Origin of the sequence: Spirosoma terrae (assembly GCF_010435915.1) — a bacterium.
GTDB classification, from domain to species: Bacteria; Bacteroidota; Bacteroidia; order Cytophagales; family Spirosomataceae; genus Spirosoma; species Spirosoma terrae.
Genome location: NZ_JAAFZH010000012.1, coordinates 95073 through 116348 on the forward strand (window position 1 = coordinate 95073; position 21276 = coordinate 116348).

The 21276-nt window shown below is 48.6% G+C and carries 13 protein-coding genes; all 13 read right to left on the reverse strand.

Annotation, left to right across the window (positions count from 1 at the left end):
* Positions 1-33: 33 nt before the first annotated feature.
* Entirely contained in the window at positions 34-2661 is a 2628-nt protein-coding gene (locus GK108_RS22285) for a permease prefix domain 2-containing transporter (protein ID WP_212592857.1), read from the reverse strand.
* A gap of 55 nt (positions 2662-2716) precedes the next feature.
* On the reverse strand, positions 2717-5365 hold the full coding sequence (locus GK108_RS22290; protein ID WP_163953293.1) for an ABC transporter permease: 2649 nt from the start codon (positions 5363-5365) through the stop codon (positions 2717-2719).
* A 90-nt stretch (positions 5366-5455) separates the two neighbouring features.
* Complete coding sequence (locus GK108_RS22295; RefSeq protein ID WP_163953295.1) at positions 5456-8068, reverse strand: ABC transporter permease; 2613 nt, start codon at positions 8066-8068, stop codon at positions 5456-5458.
* A gap of 78 nt (positions 8069-8146) precedes the next feature.
* Positions 8147-8488, reverse strand: coding sequence for a PadR family transcriptional regulator (locus GK108_RS22300; RefSeq protein WP_163953297.1), 342 nt, complete (start codon positions 8486-8488; stop codon positions 8147-8149).
* 176 nt (positions 8489-8664) lie between these two features.
* A complete protein-coding gene (locus tag GK108_RS22305; protein ID WP_163953299.1) occupies positions 8665-9474 on the reverse strand; it encodes a C10 family peptidase in 810 nt (269 codons plus the stop codon).
* A gap of 70 nt (positions 9475-9544) precedes the next feature.
* Positions 9545-10723 (reverse strand): helix-turn-helix domain-containing protein, encoded by a 1179-nt coding sequence (locus GK108_RS22310; protein ID WP_163953301.1) that lies wholly within the window; start codon positions 10721-10723, stop codon positions 9545-9547.
* A gap of 97 nt (positions 10724-10820) precedes the next feature.
* Positions 10821-11123, reverse strand: a complete 303-nt coding sequence (locus tag GK108_RS22315) for a DUF1330 domain-containing protein (RefSeq protein WP_163953302.1) — start codon at positions 11121-11123, stop codon at positions 10821-10823.
* A 31-nt stretch (positions 11124-11154) separates the two neighbouring features.
* Complete coding sequence (locus tag GK108_RS22320; protein ID WP_246225078.1) at positions 11155-13752, reverse strand: ABC transporter permease; 2598 nt, start codon at positions 13750-13752, stop codon at positions 11155-11157.
* Positions 13753-13824: 72 nt separating this feature from the next.
* Entirely contained in the window at positions 13825-16446 is a 2622-nt protein-coding gene (locus tag GK108_RS22325; protein ID WP_246225080.1) for an FtsX-like permease family protein, read from the reverse strand.
* Between the two features lie 72 nt (positions 16447-16518).
* Positions 16519-19161, reverse strand: coding sequence for an ABC transporter permease (locus GK108_RS22330; RefSeq protein WP_170305414.1), 2643 nt, complete (start codon positions 19159-19161; stop codon positions 16519-16521).
* Between the two features lie 77 nt (positions 19162-19238).
* Positions 19239-19577, reverse strand: coding sequence for a PadR family transcriptional regulator (locus GK108_RS22335; protein ID WP_163953303.1), 339 nt, complete (start codon positions 19575-19577; stop codon positions 19239-19241).
* A 136-nt stretch (positions 19578-19713) separates the two neighbouring features.
* Positions 19714-20628, reverse strand: coding sequence for a winged helix-turn-helix domain-containing protein (locus tag GK108_RS22340; RefSeq protein WP_163953304.1), 915 nt, complete (start codon positions 20626-20628; stop codon positions 19714-19716).
* Between the two features lie 140 nt (positions 20629-20768).
* The gene (locus tag GK108_RS22345) at positions 20769-21266 is read right to left on the reverse strand and encodes a hypothetical protein (protein ID WP_163953305.1); all 498 of its coding nucleotides are present in this window, start codon (positions 21264-21266) and stop codon (positions 20769-20771) included.
* Positions 21267-21276: the final 10 nt, after the last annotated feature.

The window sequence follows — 21276 nt, forward strand, 5'->3', positions numbered from 1 at the left end:
TCCGGCCATTTTCGTATTACGTCCTACGCCAATTTATTCATTACGTAGTGATTTTACTGGATTGGTCAGGGCCGCTTTAATGCTCTGCAAACTCACCGTGAGCAGGGCGATACCCGCTACCAGTAGACCCGCCAGCGCAAACATCCACCAGGCGATGTCAATTTTGTAGGCAAAATCCTGTAACCATTGGTTCATAGCCCACCAGGCAATAGGCGAGGCCAGGAGTAAAGAAATTCCGATCAGTTTCAAAAAGTCTTTGGACAATAGCATCACGATACCCGATACCGACGCGCCCAGCACTTTCCGAACGCCAATTTCCTTGGTTCTGGTCTCGATAGAAAAAGTCACCAACCCCAGCAAGCCCAGACAGGCCACCAGCAGGGTGAGCGCCGTAAACCCGTTGAACAAGCGCATCAGGCGGGTTTCTTTGGCGTAGAGCTGGTTATAGGCATCGTCCAGAAAATAGTAATTGAAGGGCGCGGTCGGCTGGTTCCGATTGTAGATTTCCTTGAGTTTTTCGAGCGCTATCGATACGTCCGTTTGCGGAGTTAGCCGAATCAGCAAATAGCCGCCCTGCTTCAACACCGAACGATTTGTATCGCTCACCACCGTTAACTTCATTGGCGACACAGTTCCGTGCAGACTCCGTATATGAAAGTCGGCTACTACGCCGTCGGTCGGTTGATCTTTCAAGGGGGCCGGTTGTTGTAACGGATTCCCTTTTATACCCGCTTCGCTGATAAGCGTCTGATTATAAACTATTAACTCTTTTTGCAACGGTCCCATATCCCAGGTCTGAGGTAGATGTCGCCACCGAACCCCCATCATATCGAAAAACGATTTATCCACGCTCAGGGTATTGACCATCAGCTGCTTCTTATTCTTCTCAGCCTGTACAAACATCATTGGTACGCGGTCAGTGAAGATAGCTACGTTCGAAAATGCTACGTTGGCAGGCCCAGCCCATTGCCGGATGTCGTTACGTAGTCCGGCGTAGTGCGGAGCCATTTCGGAATCTACAAACAGACCGAGCACCTGCGACTGGTTAATACCCAGATTCTTTGTTCGCAGAAACTGCATTTGCGTGTAAAGCACCACACTACAGATCAGTAGTCCGATTGAAGCCGTAAACTGAACCGTTGTAAACACGCTCCGCACGTTTACACCGCTTTTACGCCAGCCAGTGGCACCTTTCAGCACCGTTGCCGGTCGGAAGCCGGATAACATCAGTGCCGGATAAATACCAGAGAGCAACGAACATCCTAGCCATAGCGCAATCATCAGGCCCCAGTACGGCCCCTGCCCTAGCACCCGGTTATCGATGTTCAGGTCGAGTGCCTGATTGGCCCAGGGAAAAAATAGTTGTAGCAGCAAAAGCGACAGCAAAAAGGCCAGCGTCGTGCTTAAAAATGACTCCATAAAAAACTGCCCGATCAGTTCGCTACGTTGCCCACCGATTGCCTTCCGAATGCCTACCTCCCGCGCCCGCTTGGTGGCTCGCGCCGTGGTTAAACTAACGTAGTTGATAACGGCCAGCACCAGAATGACCAGCGCAACCGTTAACAGAATATACAAGGATTGCCATCCATCTTTCGATACGCTTCGGCTATCGAGATGCAGGCTTGGGAGCGCTTCCAGAAAGTATTTTGCCGACATATCGACAAACTGAATACCTGCTTTCACCTGTTCCAGCTTCTTTTCGACCAACGCTACGTTGGCTCCCGGACGTAGCACGAGAAACGTACTCAGAAAACCAGCAGCCTTATAAGTAAACTGCTGCTGAGTCCCAAGCGTAGGCATCGAACGGAGCGATACAAGCCCGTTGAACTGAATAATCGAATTGGTTGGCAGATCGTCGAGAACGGCCGAAACCGTCAGCGGGAAATGTTTTTCATACACCAGTGTTTTGCCAACCGCCTGCTGCGTTCCAAAATATTTCTCAGCCAGCTGACGGGTTAGCACGATACGCCCTGGCTCGCTGAGCGCCGTTTTCGGATCGCCCTGGAGCACTCGTAACCCCAATAGCGGCAAAGCCGACGCATCGGCAAAACCGATGTGCTCCTCGTTGAAGCGATGGTTCTGATCCGATTCCAGAATAGCGCTGCCATCCGAAATTCGGGCTACAGCTTCTACGTCTGGAATCTGTTTTTTTACAGCTTCCCCGAACGATTCATGTAAACCAAAAAGCATTATTTCCTGCTCTCCGTATTTCGCCACCGACATGATGCGATACGTTCGGTCGGCAAAGGGTTCGAACCGATCATAATGAAACTCATGCCATACGTAGAGCGCAATGAACGTACTGACGGCCAGGCCAACGGTAAGCCCAACGATATTCAGGGCACTAAATAACTGATTCTTCCAAAGCTGGCGGAAGGCAATAGAGGCATAATTACGTAGCATCGTTGGGTTTAGAAGAAGGTTCGTTGACTGATCACTAAAACGCCGGGCCGCCGTGTACTGAGGTTTCGGTTGTCGTTTCAGAACAAATGGCCTAGCCAGACTCAGCACATCGCGCACGTAGCGTCGGCGAGCCTGTCGTAAGCCTACCTCGCGGATGCGTTGCTGAAACAATTCATCGAGGTCGCCCTCCATTTCCTCCACCAGATGAGGAGCGCAAAACCAGTGTAACAGGCGCGTGGCCCAGCGAGGAGGAGACATACGAATGATGAATTAAGAATGATAAGTGCTGAATTCCCGTCTAGTTCTTAATTCATCATTCACTACGTAGTGATTTTATCGGATTCACTAAGGCAGCTTTGATGCTTTGGTAGCTGACCGTTAGTAGGGTTACGATCAAGGCACCCAAACCCGAAGCGGCAAAAATCCACCAAGACAACTCTGTTCGATACTGGTAATTTTTGAGCCAACCATCCAGAAAATAATACGTAGTGGGCATAGCAATACCAAAAGCAATCAGAACCAGAACAATAAAATCTGTTGAAAGCATAGCCCACAGTTTCGCTACGGATGCCCCCAGTACTTTCCGAATGCCAATTTCTTTAGTACGTTGCTCAGCCACGAATGACGCTAAACCAAACAGTCCCAGACAACTGATAAAAACAGCGAGCACGGCAAAAAATGACGCCAGCTTGCCAATACGTTCCTCAGAACGGAACTTGGTCGCATACTCATCATCCGCAAATTTGTATTCGAATGGCGCAGTTGGAATGAGTTTTTTAAAGACGGCCTCAATCTGAGGTAAAGCCGCGCGCGTATTGACGGCCGGGTTGAGTCGGATGTTGATCCAGTTGGGGTTTCCTGCCAGCAAAAAGACGGTCGGTTTTACAGACTTAAATGGCGACTCCATTACCATATCCTTTACTACGCCCAGAATCCTGTACGGCTTCTCCACATTATTTGTCATCCATTGACTCTTCCAGTGGATGGTTTCGCCTACGGGATGAGCTAGTCCCATTAGCTTAGCCGCCGTTTCATTGATGACAAATCCGCTGGAGTCGGACGCAAATTCCTTCGAAAAATTACGACCAGCAACAAACTGCCAACCAATAGTTTTGGCGTACTCGGGCGAAATATCCAACGTAGCAAATTTGTCGGTTGATGCCATCGCCATGCCTTTCCAGCGAAACCCATCATTAGACGACCAGACACCCGTAATAGGGCTTTGAGATTCTGCTACGTCGGTTACGGCTCCCGTGTTTGTTAGTTCGCGCCGAAGCAAATCCGTTTTTCCGTAAAAATCACTGGATTGCATAGGCACCATCAATAAGCCTTCCCGCGAGTAACCTACCGGCCGGTTTTTCGCGAACTGTATCTGCCTATAAACAACGATGGTGCAGATAATCAGCGTAATTGACACCGTAAACTGCGTAACAACCAGTACTTTTCGGGGCAGAGAAGCCAGTCGCCCGAGTTGAATACGGGCCAGACCAGCCCCTTTTAATACCTTGACTGGCTGGAAGGATGTTAAGTAGAAGGCGGGGTAACTTCCTGATAATAAGCTTGTTAGCATGATAAACCCCAGACTGAACAGCCAGAAAAACCAGTTCGTCCACAGCATACTCATCTGTTTGGCAGCCAATTCATTGAACCATGATAATGAAACCGTCACGATCAAAACGGCCAATGAGAATGCTATCACTACAACTAGCAAGGATTCGCTCAAAAACTGGCCGATCAACTGACTACGTAACGAGCCGATTGCTTTTCGAATACCAACTTCTTTGGCGCGTTTCTCACTACACGCCGTACTCAAATTCATGAAATTGATGCAGGCAAGCAAGAGCACAAAAAATCCGATCAGCCCCACCAGCCAGACGTATTGAACAGAATCGTTACTCGCAACACCATTCTTGAAATCGGAATACAGATGCCAGTTGTGCATGGGATTTAGCCAGATTTGCGGATTGGTGGCGGCTTCGCCCTTCATACTTTCCAGGTGTCTAATCACATTTAATTCGGCATTCTGGATGCTGGCAGTAGCCTGTTCGAAGGAGATATTGGGTTGACGTTCAGCATAGATTGACACCGCATGGTTATCCCATTTTTTTTCACGCATGTAGGCGTTTGTGGCTACGAAATAATCCCAGGAGGCCAAAAACTGCGTATTGTGAAACTCCGTGTTTAGCGGAAAATCGTTATAAACACCGGTGACTTTTACATCCATATTCGTGTTGAGCTTCACCCGTCTGCCGATTGGATCAGCATCACCGAATAAAGCATTGGCTGTCGTGGCCGACAAAAGAATCGACTGATGATCCTGCAAACTAGCCCAGGAGCCTTTGATCATCTGCAACGTGAACATTTCGGGGGCTTCGGCATCAATAAACTGCCCTGTCTTTGAGAGCTTTTTTTCGCCTGAAGTCAGAATGTAGTCTTCTGGATACGTTGATGTTACGATGTGCTTAAAGTGGCTCTTATAACTCGTTTTTAGCTCATGAATGAGTGGAAATGGCAGCGACCGCGACGACTTGATTTCTCCATTCTGGATCTGATTCTGCATGACCTGCGCAATACGGTCATAGCGCTGAAAATACCGGTTGTACGACAGTTCATCGTAAAGCCAGAGGCCAGTGAGCATCGCAACGGCCATCCCAACAGCAAGTCCGCCGATGTTAATAAAAGAATACACTCGATTCGTGATGAGGTTTCGAAATGCAATTTTGAGATAGTTACGTAGCATGGTCGTATTTGTTGGTCTATGATAATCGTATTGTTCACGCTTCATCAGGGAGGGACGTAGCAAACTCGCTACATCGCGCACGTAGCGTCGGCGAGCCTTCCGTAAGCCCACCTCGCGGATGCGTTGCTGAAACAACTCATCGAGGTCACCCTCCATTTCTTCTACCCGATGCGGGGCACAGAACCAACGTAACAGATAACCAGGCCAGCGAGGAGGAGACATAGGAATAATGAATTAGGAATGATGAGTGCTGAATAAAGGCGAATAAATCAGGAATGACTGGCTCATTGATCATTCCTGATTCATCATTGATCATTCGCTACGTAGTGATTTGATCGGGTTCATCAACGCGGCCTTCACGCTCTGGAAACTGACCGTTAGTAACGTAATAAGCAGAGCACCAAAGCCAGATAAGGCAAAAATCCACCAGGAGATTTCGGTATGATAGGTGTATTGCTGAACCCAATTCTGCATGTAGTACCAGGTTGCCGGAATCGCGATGAACAGCGAAATGATGACCAGTAACACGAAATCTTTGGAGAGCAGTTGCCACAAATTGGAAACCGACGCGCCCATCACTTTCCGAATACCGATTTCTTTGGTCCGTTGCTCCATCACGAACGACGCCAGCCCGAACAAACCCAGACAGGAAATGAAAATGGCGAGGATGGCGAAGAAACTGGCTAGCTTCCCGATACGTTCTTCTTCACCGAATTTTTTCGCGTATTCCTGATCAACAAATTTGTAGTCGAACGAATTGTCGGGATCGTATCGTTTGTAAATCGTTTCAACCTTAGCCAGGGCTTCCGAAGCACTCTTTGTCGGGTTGATTTTAAACGTAATTAAGTTGAGCCTTTTGTAATTGATGACAAAGATGGTTTGTCTGACAGGGTCGTAAGGCGATTGCGTAATCAGGTTTTTGACCACGCCAATGACTTTAAAGGATTGGTCACCCCATTTAACGATTTCACCAATTGGCTTTTTGAGCCCCATGTAGGCAACAGCCGCTTCGTTCAGTACAAATCCAGTAGAATCAGTAGTGAATTCTTTCGAAAAATCACGCCCTTCCTTGATCTGCCAGTTAACCATTTTCCCGAATTCATGCGTGACCCGTAGCGTCACAAACTCATCGGCCGAATTTGGTATTTTCCCCCGCCAGTCAAAACCGCTGTTCGTTACGCCGGTATTGGTAACGGGCGAATCAGTAGCGGCTACCTCCTCAATGACTCCCGTATTCAGCAGCTCATCCCGAAACGTAGCAAATCGGGTGATTAACGCGTCAGATCGTATCGGAATCGAAACCAGATTCGCCCGGCTGTAGCCAACGGGACGATTTTTGGCAAACTCAATCTGTTGAAAAACAATCAACGTACCGATGATCAACGTAATGGAAACCGTAAACTGAATAACCACCAGCACTTTTCGGGGCAACGCGGCAAACCGACCAACCCGGAAGGTACCTTTCAATACCTTAACCGGTTGAAACGAAGAGAGATAAATGGCGGGGTAACTGCCAGCTATAAAACTGGTAAACAGGCTGAAACCAATCGCAACAATCCAGAATAGCGGGTTGCTCCAGGGCATAGCAATGTGGCGGTTGGCAACAGCATTGAAAGCGGGCAGACAAAGCACAACGAACAGCAGGGCGAGCACAAACGAAATGCAGACAATCAGCAGCGATTCGCTGAAAAATTGCAGCATAATCTGCTGACGAACCGAGCCGATTGCTTTACGAACGCCCACTTCTCTGGCTCGTTTTTCACTGCGGGCGGTACTCAGATTCATAAAGTTGATGCAGGCCAGCAGCAGTACGAAAAAGCCAATAAGGCTGAACAACCGAACGTATTGGATTTGTCCACCTACGTTTATGCCCTCTTTAAATTCCGAATACAAATGCCATCGACTCATCGGCAGCAAAAACACGACGGGTTTAAACCGGGCATCGTCACTGTTTTTTACCTTGTTTAGTTTGGCATCTTTAATGGCTACCGATACGGTTTCCATAGTGGTGTTGTCGGCAATCTGCACAAATGTCTGAAACCAGCTATTCCCCCAGCCGAGCCATTCGGGTAAGTCTTTCTTTTTCAGGGCAAACGGAGCAATAAACGTCAACTCCTGAAATGTGGAGTTGGCGGGTAAATCCGCGTAAACGCCGGTCACTTTAACCGCCCATTTCTTATCAAGGGTAATAGTTTTGTTTAGCGGATCAGTATCACCAAACAGCGATTTCGCCGTCGTTTCGGAGAGTAGAATGGACGATGGATCGGTAAGACCCGACCGCGTCCCTTTGAGCATTTTTAGCGCCAGCATCTCGGTAATGTCGGGCTCCATGAAGTTGCCAATGCTGGTAATCTTTTTGGTACCTAGCATTAATAAGTGATTTCCAGGATATTCGGCCGTAGCGACGTATTTGAAATGACTTCCGTAGCTGCTCTTCAGTTCAGGGCCTAACTGCATAGCCTGCCCCGTCCAGGTTTTCACGCCATCGTCGAAGGTTTGGTTCTGCATCACCAGCGCGATACGGTCGTAATTAGCGTACCCTTTATTATAGGCAAACTCATTCCAGACCCACAGGCCAATGAGTAACGCCACAGCCATACCAGTGGCCAAACCGGCAATGTTGATGGCCGAGTAGCCTTTGTATTTAGTCAGATTCCGAAACGCGACTTTAAAATAATTACGTAGCATGGTCGTATTTGTTGGTCTATGATAATCGTATTGTTCGCGCTTGATGAGAGAAGGACGTAGCAGGCTGGCTACATCGCGAACGTAGCGCCAGCGGGCCTGGGCTACCCCCACTTCGTGGATGCGCTGTTGAAACAGTTCATTCAAATCACCTTCCAGTTCTTCGGCCCGATGATCGGGCAGAAACAGATGAAGCAGATGCGTAGCCCAGCGGGGCGGTTCGATGGGTCGAGGATTCATCGGCGATACTGGATAATGGCGAATGAAAAACGGGAAGTAATGCTACTCATGTCTATAGGTAATCAATTCGTTACCAGCTCACTGCATATTCAATTGACCCCACGCTGTTCCGGGAATAGCATCCCACATCTGATTCCGTAGCTGCCGAATCTCTTCCAGCGCCCGTCGACCATACGCGGTAACCGAATAAAGCCGTTTTCGGCGGCCTCCACGCTCGGCAGTCATCCCGCCCATTTCTGAACTCACCAGTCCCTTCTCCTGAAGCCGGTTCAGTGCCGAATGCACAGCCCCAAGATTAACGGATCGGCCCATTTGCTGCTCAATTTCATTCACAACGGCAGCGCCATACGCATCACCGGCCCGGATCGCTACAGCCAGTAGCACCACTTCTTCAAATTCACCTAAATAGGTTCCTTTCATGGCTATCGATTAGTTATGTAAATGTATAACAAATGTCCTGCCAGAGTTTGAAACAGGCACACACGCTCCCAGAACGGCATTATTGGCAATTGTTCGATTATACGTATGTCCACAAACGGACAGTTTTACGTACGCTTGTGGACAGGAAAAAGCAGCGGCTATGCCTGGCAAATCAGCTATAGGTTGGGCTTAATCGTGATGAATGCCCGAAGTTTTATATCGTCCTCTACATCGATCGGCTTGAATAGATCAAACCAGCCCGTACGCTCCCCACCCGATCCGTAATTAAGATGTACCCAGAACGTATCATTTTCTTTCCGATACCCATCAATGACCGTCGAATGACCATACGTAGTGAAATTACCGAAGTGAAAATAGACTGGTCGTTTCGCATCGATTTCGCGACGTATCAACGCCATTATTTCGGCTGGTTTCACTACGTTCTGAATGTTTTCTTTTCTGGCGATAGCATCCAACTGCGGTTTAGGAATTGGAATTGGCTCGGTAAACGATACGTAAAATTCAGCGTCGCACGGGAAATGGGTTTCAATCTGAGGAACCGGGTTCACCATCTCCAGGTAATGTCCCGTCCCAAAATCTTTCCGAATTGCTTCCGCCGTCATATACGAAAAGCGGGCTACGTTATCGTTAGCCGCAGCCGTTGAACTGGGATCAATACGTAAAGCAAACTCATTCCATTTGACCGGGTGCTTTGACAACGTATCCCGAATAACGTATCCTGTTGAACACGTATAATCGACAATACCCGTAGGCTGAAGCTGATGATAATAGAATATCTGAGCCAGGGCAGTACTCCAGCAACCCAGCACATGCTTATCGGGCGCGTATCTGGCGTAACTACCCCCTTGCCCCCAGCTGGTTTTGAGCAGAAAGGGAGACTCGTTTGAGGTAGGTTGCTGAAGCTGAGCGTAGGTGCTCGTCCAGAGTAAACTAATAAATAGCTGCGAGATCAGGAGCCGTTTCATGGTCTGTTGTTTTGCGTTAACGAATCAACTTATCGACGCAAAACTGAGGCTATCCTCGCTCTCAATCCTCTCAAATTGGCTTTTGAGAGCTTTCATTAACGGTTTTGAGCGCTTTTTGAGCGCTATACTGCTTCGGCGACACGCCCGTACTCGATTTAAAGACCCGGTAAAAGCTAGCCTCCGAATTGAACCCCGATTCCAGTGCAATCCCCAGAATCGACAGATGACTATAATCTGGATTGACTAAACGCAGCTTCACTTCTTCCACTCGTCGTTCGTTGATCAAACTCCGAAAGCTCATACTATATTCACTGTTGATCACTGCCGACACCAATCCGGGAGATAGTTGTAATCGTTCGGCAAGGGCATTGAGATGTAAATCGGGATCTAAAAAAACACGTTCCTGCTCCAGCGCGATGTCCAGCTTGTTCCTGACATCCTCCATCTGCTCCTGCGTCAGTCCAACTGGTTTCTGCTTCAACGCCGTATCGACTGTAGACACATCAAAGGCAACCTCAAATGGCGGTTGCTGATAGCCCATAATCGCCAGATAGTAGACGCTCACGACCAGATAGAGATAGAAAAACTGCCAGTGCAGAAAGTAGGGAAATGAATATGAAAAACTAACGTCCAGCAGAATATTCAAGGTTAGTAGAACCCACACACCTCCTGTCACAATCAATACGTTACGTAGCCAGGTATAGGTTGGATAACTGGTGCTCGAAATCGTAGCAAATAGCCACTTCCGATAGATGTTGAGCCGGTGTAAGCTCATAAACCCATATACGCCACCCATCACCACCGACAGGAAATCTTCTACCTGCTTCACTGTATTAAAAGCCAGCCCCTCAGCAATCTGATCTTTCAGAGCCAGATTATCGGTCGACTGTGTTTGTATATACACAACGATGGCATGGACCAGAAACACCAGCGTCGGTACAAAATGAAGGAAGTAGATGCGTTTAAACTGAAATTGCTTTTGCGTCAGCGACACCGCGTACAAATACAACAACGGCTGTAGCGTCAGGTCAAACGCCAGCGGAAAATACCGAATAGCGGGCTTCTGCCACAATCCCAGCGTATGCAGCAGAATTTTAGCACTCAGAATGCAAAAAACAAACAGCGTCAGCGCCAACAATCGCTTACTGGGGTATTGTCCATACTTTATGAGCAGCAGGGCCGTGTAGAGCAGGCCCTGCATAATACCCAGAATGACAATACTATCGAAAAGATGAAAACTGGCGTCCAAACCGTTTTTTTACCAAGTTACGTAAACTAGTGGGTTTTCGAACGTAGCGATGCCGCCAGCAAGCTTACCATTACTAGCTTTTTTGCGAAAGGCTTAACTAAAGAGCTTTGCCTTCGATCAGGATGACCCGCTCCACCGACGAATCTTTCAAATGCATGTACTGCATCCGTTGCGGATCATCGCGATAATGCTCAAAATCCTTCCGCTCCGGGAACGTAACAATATGAATTTCGTAGGGCTGCCCGACCGTCGTAACCAGTACCGAGTTCGTGGTTGGTCGGACGCGGTAAATCAGTTCACCATTATGCCGCTGGAGCAATGGCAGTACATGATCTTCAAAGTCGTGAAATGTAGTTTCCTGACCTTCTTTGACAAACAGGATTTGTGTGTAGTAGAGCATAATTTTTGGGAGTAGGAGCCATCAACGATAACTATTCACTACGTAGCGATTTGACCGGATTCATCAACGCAGCCTTGATACTCTGGAAACTCACCGTCAGCAAAGCAATAACTAAAGCCAGTAGACCCGCCAGCACAAACACCCACCACTGCACGTCGATACGATACGCGAAATCCTGTAACCACCGGCTCATGGCATACCAGGCAATGGGTGTAGCAATAACGATAGCGATAATGACCAGTTTAATGAAATCCTTCGCTAACAGCTCAATAATTCCCGTTACGCTGGCGCCTAATACTTTCCGAACGCCAATCTCACGCGTCCGGACCTGCGCCGTATACGTAGCCAGACCAAACAGGCCCAGACACGAAATCAAAATAGCAATCCCCGCAAATACGTTGAACAGGAGTCCAGTTTGTTGCTCCGATCGATAGAGCCGATTAAACGAATCGTCCAGAAAGGCATAATCGAACGTATAATCCGGATTGTACTGCTTGTAGAAACGTTCGGTTTTAGCCACTGCCTGTGGTGCGTTCTGACCCGTTGTTTTTACGTACATAGCCATCATTTGCGATGGTCGGTAGTAGAAAACGGCCGGCTCGATTTTCTTACGCATCGATTCAAAATGGAAGTCTTTCACAACACCCACGATGGTACCTTTATCTTTCCACAAGCGGAACGGCTTACCAATTGGGTCCTTGATACGTGCCCGTTTAATGGCGGTTTCGTTGAGAATAAAATGCAATGAATCGGATGGGGTTCCGGCAAAATTGGCTCCCTCCACCAGTTGCATTTTGAAGAACGGGATAAAATCTTTGTCGATCGCAACCGGCCTAACAAACATGGTTTCTCCCTTTTGCTTCCCGTCCCATTCGTTATCGCCGGTCTGCGCCCCAATCTGAACGATATTGCTACTGGCCCGCGTAACGTCCGCCACACCGGGCTGATTCAATAAACTAGCCTTTACGGCCTCATAGTGCTGACTCATGTTGTCGCGCATAAAGAACCCAAAGACGTGCGTTTTGTCGTACCCTAATTCTTTCGATTGAATATAATGCAGTTGGTTGCTGATAATGAACGTACTGGCGATCAGAATAACCGATACGGCAAACTGCGCAACGACGAGTACTTTACGAAACAGGGCTTCACTCAACCGGGCCGACACCTTGCCTTTCAGCGCTTTCAAGGGTTCGAACGACGAGAGAAATAAAGCCGGATAAATACTCGACGCAGCCAGCGTACCGGCAATAGTCAGGCCAATGAGCCGCCAAAGCCGATAGTCCGAAAAATCCAGAACCAGCTCTTTGCCCGATAACTGATTATAGGCCGGTAGTAACGCATACATCAGACCAAACGCCAGCAGAGCAGCCAGCGAAAACAGCAAAGCGGTCTCAATCAGAAACTGCATAAATAACTGACTCTTGGCAGCGCCTACAATTTTACGCATACTGACTTCCTTGGAACGTAGCATGGCGCGGGCCGTAGACAGATTGACGTAGTTGATACAGGCGATGACCAGAATCAGCAGCGCAATAATGGAAAACATACGTACCGTTTCGATACCACCTTCCGAGCCATCGGCCTTGTAAAGGTGCATCTGGGGCAGTGGCTGCAGCAAATACGCTACGTCGGTATCTTCGGGTTTGTTACGTAGGTGGATGGTACGTAATTTATCGGACAACGTAGCGATTGATGCGCCGGGTTGCAGCACAACATAGGTATCGTAGTCGAAGGTATGAAAATCGTTGTGTTGGTTAAGTCCGTCGGTTTGGCCCTTATACATCTGATCAAATAGCAGCGACATGGGTAGAATCATATCGCGTCTGATGCTCGAATTCTTCGGAAAATCCCGTATCACCCCGCTAACCTTAAACAAGGTATTATCAGTGCCCATCAGTGTTTTCCCGATTGGATTTTCGTCGCCAAAATACCGTTTCGCGGTGGTTTCGGTCAGCACGACCGACTGATTGTCGGGGAACGGATTGGTAGGATTTCCCTGAATCAGCGGGAAGTCGAACATGGTAAACAGCGTCGGGTCGGCAAAAATCGTATTCTCTTCGTTGAACGTTTTATCCTTGTATTTGAATAGCGTAAACCTGTAGTTATACGACAAACGAGTAGCCTCTTTAATTTCGGGCAACTCTTTTTTACCCATTTCGGCAATGGGCGCTACGGTCGATGTCCAGATTTGACGGCTTCCACCCGTACCAGCCCAGTTTTCGAGCCGATTGATAGCAGCCGATTGACGATGGAACTGGTCGAAGCTAAGTTCGTCCTGTACCCAGAGCAGAATCAGCATACCAACGGCTAATCCGGCGGTAAGGCCCGTAATATTGATCAGCGAATAGAATCGGTTTTTCACCAGATTTCGCCAGGCGGTTCTAAAATAGTTCCGTAACATAGTTGGACTCATTAAGTAAGTTTGATACGTATCAGGTTGTCGTTTGTGAGCAAATCGGGATGTCAGAAAGCCCAGTACGTCCCACCAGTATCGCCAGCGGGCCCGTCGCTCCCCCACCCGGCGTACCTGCCAGCGAAATTCTTCGTGCAAGTCGCCCTGTACTTCTTCCAGCCGGTCATCCGACAGGAAGAAGCACAGCAATCGATCAGCCAGGCGAGGTGGAGACATGGGAGGAATGATGAATTATGAATGATAAAGTAGGAATGATAGATCGAAAGAGAATTCATCATTCCTACTTTATCATTCGCTACGTAGCGATTTGACGGGATTTGTTAGAGCCGCTTTGATACTTTGAAAGCTCACTGTTACTGAGGCTATCAGGACTGTTACCAACAGAGCCATTCCAAAAATGCCGGGACCAATGTCGATGCGGTACACAAAATCCTTCAACCAATGATTCATGACCCACCATGCCACTGGTGTTGCAACCAGAAACGCAATAACGATCAGTTGGAAAAACTCCCGTCCAAACAGCCACAAAATGTTGCCGACACTAGCCCCCAGCACTTTCCGAACACCGATTTCTTTCGTTTTCTGGGCCGCCATAAACAGTACTAATCCGTACAGACCTAGCCCGCCAATCGCTACCGCAATGCCCGCGAAAAAATTAACCAGTCTGCCCATCGTCTGCTCCTGAACGTAATTTTCCTGCAACTGCTCATCAACAAACTGAGCGCTGAAATAACTGTCCGGATAAAGTTGGTTGTACTCCTTTTCCAGTCGGTCGATAACCCGCTTGAAATTGCCGTTATGTAGTTGCAGGTTAGCGACATGATATCTGGTAGCCCGGGTTGTCAGATAGAGAGGCTCTATCTTATTTCTCAGGTTGGTCTGATTGAAATTTTTCAGAACCCCAACAATTTCGAGTCCACGCCCGTTATGCACGAATTTACCCAGCACCTCCTTCGGATTCCGAATTCCCAACGCCTTAACAAACGCTTCGTTGACTAGTACTTCGCGGGAGGTATCGGCGGGATGAAGATTTCGTCCGGCCACCAGTTTTAGTCCGTAGAGGTTTATATACTCGGCATCGATAAACCGTTGCTGAGTCGTGAATTTTTCGGGCTCAGGCCGGGTATCAAATTTGATCATCGTTTGGCTAATCCAACCCGACTGGGGCGGGCCACCCACAGAGTAACTCAACTTTTTCACTTCTGGAATTGCCATGGCGAGGTTGCGGAACGTGTTCATTCTGACAATATCCTGCTGCGGAGAATTAGGCAAATTGATGGTCAGAATAGCATCCTGACGAAACCCAAGATCTTTAGTCTGGATATATTCCAACTGACTGGCAATGACAACCAGGCCCACAATCAGCATCTGGGAAATGGCAAACTGAGTAATAACCAGACTACGCCGTACCGAAAAACCACCAACCTGCCGAGTAGTGATCCGTCCCGCCAGCGCCAGCACCGGCTTGAACCCAGCCAGTACCAGGGCCGGATAAAGCCCAGACAAGCCAATTACAACAATGATAAGTATCAATAACCAGCCCAGTACAGACGGATCGTAGTAGAAGGTAAATCGGAAAACACCGTGTAGATATTCCTGCGCCAGTTGTTGACCGATCTGAAAAAAGACGATTGCCAGCCCTGTGGCCGCCAGCGTCAGCAACGCCGTTTCGCCCATGAACTGCCAGAACAATTGCGCCCGTGTGCTGCCCATCACTTTTCGAACGCCTACCTCCCGAGATCGGTTGAGGGCCTGCGCCGTGGCCAGGTTAACGAAGTTGATACTAGCCGTGATGATCAGAAAAACCCCAATCGCAAACAACGACCAGATCAGTCCCTGACTGACTCCGCCCGTATTTATCGAGAAGTGAATATCGCGCAACGGTTGCATCGGGAACCGGGTATCTTTAACGCCTTTTGGCTTGTACTTTTTAACGAATGCCACCAACTGCCGGTCCCAGTCCGCCTGGGTGAAGCGATCATTCAGACTTACGAAACATTGTGTTCCTCCATTAATATTATCAAAGCCTTCCGTCAGCGGGCCGCCGTAAAACTCCCGCAGACTGGCCCAGGAAGCCATGATCGGGTAGGCGAAATCAGTATTGTCGCGGTAGTTTTCAAAAACCCCGACAATCCGGGTATTCATAACGGCATTGAGCTTGATTAGCTTACCGATCACCTGCGTTGTTCCGAAGTATTTTATGGCATTTTCGGCGCTGATCACCACCGTATTCGGCTGGGCCAGGTCGGTCGGGCCACCTGCAATCCAGTTGTAATCGAAGATCCGGAAATAAGCGGGCTGCACGAAAGCGCCAATCTTGTGAGCTTCCTTGAATTTCCGATCAGGACCATTCGCCACAGGAACGGATACCAGGGGGTCCCAGTAATGCTCAATCATGGCCACATTTTCAATTGCCGGATAATCGTTTCGGAGGGCTTTGCCCATATCATAAGGAACGCCAGCAATGTCGAACGTACCTTCGGGAGTAATAAACTGGGTCAGTACGCGATAAATGTGGCCATACTTCTGATGGTGTTTATCAATGGCGTAATGATACCGAACCAACGCAAAAATGAGGAGCGCAGCGCCGATACCCAGCCCCAGCCCCGTTATATTGATCAGAGCGTATGTCTGGTTCTTTACCAGATTTCGCCAGGCGATTTTGGCATAATTTTGCAACATAGTCGAACTGAATAAAAGATTAGTTGAGTGGTTACTCGCTCTTCGCTTGCCTATACATGATGTCGAAAAACCCAGTACGTCCCACCAGTACCGCCAGCGGGCCCGTCGCTCCCCCACCCGGCGTACCTGCCAGCGAAATTCTTCGTGCAAGTCGCCCTGTACTTCTTCCAGCCGGTCATCCGACAAGAAGAAGCACAGCAATCGATCAGCCAGGCGAGGTGGAGACATGGGAGGAATGATGAATTATGAATGAAGAATGATGAGGGAGGAATGATAGATCGAAAGAGAACTCATAATTCATCATTCACTACGTAGCGATTTTATTGGGTTCATCAACGCGGCTTTGACACTTTGGTAACTCACCGTGAGCAGTGTAATCAGCATAGCGCCCAGGCCGGAGGCCACAAAAATCCACCACGACAGGTCAGTGCGATACTCGTAATCGGCCAGCCAGTCACTCAGATAGTAGTAGGCAATCGGCGACGCAATCAGGCAGGAAATAATAACCAGCACCACAAAATCTTTCGACAGTAATCCCCACAGATTCAGGACCGACGCGCCCAGCACCTTCCGGACGCCAATTTCTTTGGTACGTTGCTCAGCCGTGAACGAAGCCAGCCCAAACAGACCCAGGCACGAAATCAGGATGGCCAGTACAGCAAAGCCACCCGCCAGTTTGCCGATACGTTCTTCCGACGCGAATTTTTTACCGAACTCTTCATCCGCAAATTTGTAATCGAACGGAGCCGACGGAATGTGCTTTTTGAAGGTAGCTTCGACAACAGCCATTGACTCACTGACACTTCGATTCGGATTAAGCTTGAGCATAATCCAGTTGACATTCTCATAATCCAGGAAGTAGAAAGCCTGCTTCACTGGCTCGTAGGGCGATTCGGCCAATACGTCTTTGATGACGCCAATAATCGTAAAATATTCGGTTCTTGGATCTTCTTTAGCTCCCCACTGAATAACCGTACCCAGTGGATTTTTAATACCCATAAACTTAACAGCAGCTTCGTTAATGATCAATCCCGACGAATCCGTTGAAAACTTCCTCGAAAAATCGCGGCCTTCTTTGAACTGCCAGCCAACCGTTTTACCGAAATCGTGGGTCACCCAGATCGTCGAGAAATCAGCATCGAGCGATGGATCTTTACCTTGCCAGCTAAACCCGCTGTTGTTGGACCAGACACCCGTCATTGGACTCGACGACTCGGCCATTTCCTGAATAACCCCCGCATTGGTAAGCTCCGTTTTCAATACCTCATACTTACCGTAGAAAGCAGGCGATAACATTTGCATCATCACGACCCCATTGCCATCATAGCCCAACGGTCTGTTTTTAGTATGCTGAATTTGTCGGTAAACGATAACCGTACCAATAATTAGCGTAATGGAAACCGTAAACTGAACAACCACCAGCACCTTACGCGGTACTGCCGCCCAACTACCCACCTTAAACGTACCTTTCAAGACCTTAACCGGCTGGAAGGAAGAGAGGTAAAGAGCCGGATAACTCCCTGCCAGCAAGCCCGTGATCAGAATAAAACAAAGGCTGGTCAGCCAGAATGGCGCTTTGGTCCAGGGGAACGTAATACGTTTATCAGCCACGTCATTAAACCAGGGCAAAAGCACCAGAATCAGCAGGATAGCGCCAACAAACGCGAAGAATACGACCAGAAACGATTCACTAAAAAACTGGTTAACGATCTGAGAACGTATTGACCCAACTGCCTTTCGAATACCTACCTCTTTGGCGCGTTTTTCGGAGCGGGCCGTGCTTAAATTCATGAAATTGATACAGGCCAGCAGCAACACAAACACACCCACAATGGCAAATAGCCGAACGTACTGAATATAACCGCCCGTTTTGGCGCCTTCTTCCCAACTGGAATACAACCGCCAGTCGCTCATCGGTTGCAGAAACATCTCCGCTTTATATTTCTTATCCTCCGCATCTACGTTGTTCCACTTAGAATCTTTGATTCGGGAGCTCACCGTTTCCATGTCTACGTTGTCGGCAATCTGGACAAATAGCTGGAACGAATTATTCCCCCACTGATTCTCGTCGCGTGATCGTTTCACCCAGGGCTGCGTGGACACAAACAACTCCCAGGGGGCAATAAAGGTAAGATCGCGAAACTCCGTGTTGAACGGCAGGTCTTCGTAAACGCCTGTTACGCGGACATCCGCCTTACCGTCGATATTGATGGTTTTTCCCATAGGATCAGCCGTACCGAAAAGCGACTTTGCCGTTGAGGCCGACAATAAAACAGTATTGGTTTCTTTCAGTCCATCGCGACTGCCTTTCAGCATAGTTAGCGACAGGATTTCGGGCATATCGGCTCCCATGTAGTTACCTGACCGCATTACCTTCTTATCGCCGAACGACAGAATACGGTCGCTCTGCCAGGTAGCCATCGCCAGTCGTTTGAAGTTAGTGCCGTACTTTTTCCGCAATTCGGTTTCCAACGGAGCCGGAATGGCCTGTTGCGTGCCCACATGGCCATTCGAGGTTTGGTGCTGCATGACCTGAGCAATACGGTCGTAATGCTGGTGATACGTATTATACGACAACTCATCGTAAATCCACAAGCCAATCAGCATCGCAACGGCCATACCAACCGCCAGTCCGCCAATATTTATGGAGGAGTACCCTTTATGTCTGACCAGATTCCGGAAAGCGACTTTGAGATAGTTACGTAACATGGCTGTAGGTGATGGTTTGGGATACTGTTTAGGATCGTTTTTTGGGGTAAATCGGGGTTTCAGAAAGCCTAGTACATCCCGCCAGTAGCGCCAGCGGGCCTGTTGTTCGCCCACCCGACGAATCTGCCAGCGATACTCTTCGTGCAGGTCACCCTGAACTTCTTCCAGCCGGTTTGCCGACAGGAAAAAACGGAGCAGTTTATCAGCCAGTTTGGGCGGTTCCAGATGTTGCATAGCAGGGATGATGGTGGCCTGGAGGATTGAGAACTATGAGTTCACGAATGAACCCTGCCCCCTTACTCCTAAACGCCCTATAAGCTGGTAGTTAATTTTAGTGGATTCAGCAGACGGCTCCAGAAACTGACCCGTACCTCCTGGATCTCCTGCAATGTTCTCCGACCATAGGCCGTTACGGTAAACAAGCGTTTTCGACGACCACCACGCTCGGCCGTAGGTTCGCCCATTTCCGATTTGACCATCCCTTTATCTTCCAGACGCTCCAGGGCCGAGTGAATCTGATTGAGACGTACCGACCGCCCTGTCTGCTCGATGATTTCGTGCGTAATGGCCACGCCATAAGCGCTCCCTTCCATCACTGCTACGGTGAGCAGAACAATTTCTTCGAACTCGCCAAGATAGGTTCGCTTCATGGGTTTGTGTTAGTTCTACTTTTGCTGATCAAATGCTTTGCCAGAATAGAAAAAGGGCGTTACGTATACGTAATGCCCTTTTTCTATTGGATTAACAATCCTATCCTGTCCATTATCGGACAGCCGCGCGTCCGGTTCAGGACGTAGCAGAATCGTCTTTCTGTCGTATTTCCAGGCGATAGCCAACCCCATGAACGGCAACTAGCCGAATACCAGCATCGGGTTGCAGCAATTTCCGTAACCGCGACACGAACACGTCGACGCTACGTCCTACAATGATTCCTTCATCCTCCCAGACCGATTTCAGGATAAAGTCGCGTTCGAGGAGTTGATTGGGATGGCGAACAAAGAGATTGAGCAGCTTAGCCTCCCGATACGTTAGCGAGTGCGTTACGCCCGCCACCCGAACGGACTGGTTTGCCATACTGAACGACAATTGCCCGAGATCAATTTGATCGCTTTGTTTACTAGATTCTGGCTCCAGCCCCGATTGAGTTATTTCCGGCATACTGCCTTTGTTCCAGACAACGTAAGAGCCGCCTAACAGTAAAAACCCGACCAACCAGCCCAGCCAATTCCTGACGGGTAAACCAGCCTGAGCAGGACTATTGAACGATACCTGCAGATTGTAACAACCCTTACCCTGCTGTCGTCCAGCGCACGGGGCTTCTTTGTTATCAAGAAAATCGCGGAAATTATAGCCTAGTATCAACTCCCCATCGGCGCAGTTGAGTACAGCTACGTCGTAATTTTGCCCGATGTCATGAACCGCCATCGATTGGTGTAACACGGCCGGTAAAGCACCATAGTCAAATGGTTTTTCCAGACGAACCAGAAACGTAGTGGCATTCAGTTGACGTACTGGCAAAATCCGGGACGTAGTATCGCCCTGTTCTGCCAGCAGATAATGTGCTGTCCGACGTAACGCCAGATTTACCTTCTGGGCAAAACGCAGCTCGTCAGTCGGTTTTTCGGCAGACGTCAGGCTAACAAACTGCCAGAACAACAACCCAACAGACAGTAGAGCGAGTAAAACGGCTATTTTGCGCATGATCATTACAGACGGGTGACTGTCTTAGCATTAAGTTAGGCTCTGAACAAATCGAAACCTTCCTGAAAGTCCGAAACCTTTCAGGAAGATATACGAAAGCAAAGAGAAATCAACGTACTACGTTCGGAAACGTAGCGCCATTAACAACCTTCTTTATCCTTTTTCAGAAACGAAAACAGGTTGAAGTAGAAAGCCGAATTCATCAATCGAATACTCCGTCGGGCCACCCAATCCTCCTGGCGGACGGGCTCAATAACCAAAAAATCACCAACTTCCGCATTCGCTAGTATTCGGCTTATATCGAGTTCGTGAACGGATTTGCCGCTATCGATAGCACCGTTCATCAGAATCATCCCATTTCGTTTTAAATAAGCCCGAAACGGGATTTTAACCGCTTCGGCACTCCCCGGCTGTCCGGCCACAACAGACAATACGCCTTTGCTGGTAATAGAGAACAAGCTATAATCCAGCGGACGGTTATTTAGCAGCAATGGATTACTGGAAAACGCAGGATGGTCAATGGGCGAAAAATTGTCCAGTTGGTGACTAGCAAAGCTGGTTTGCGAGAGCGCTCCAATCGTGGCCATTATCACGGCCATCAGCACCACGCCAAAACTCGAAATCTGTTTCGTTTTCATGGAGAGCGAA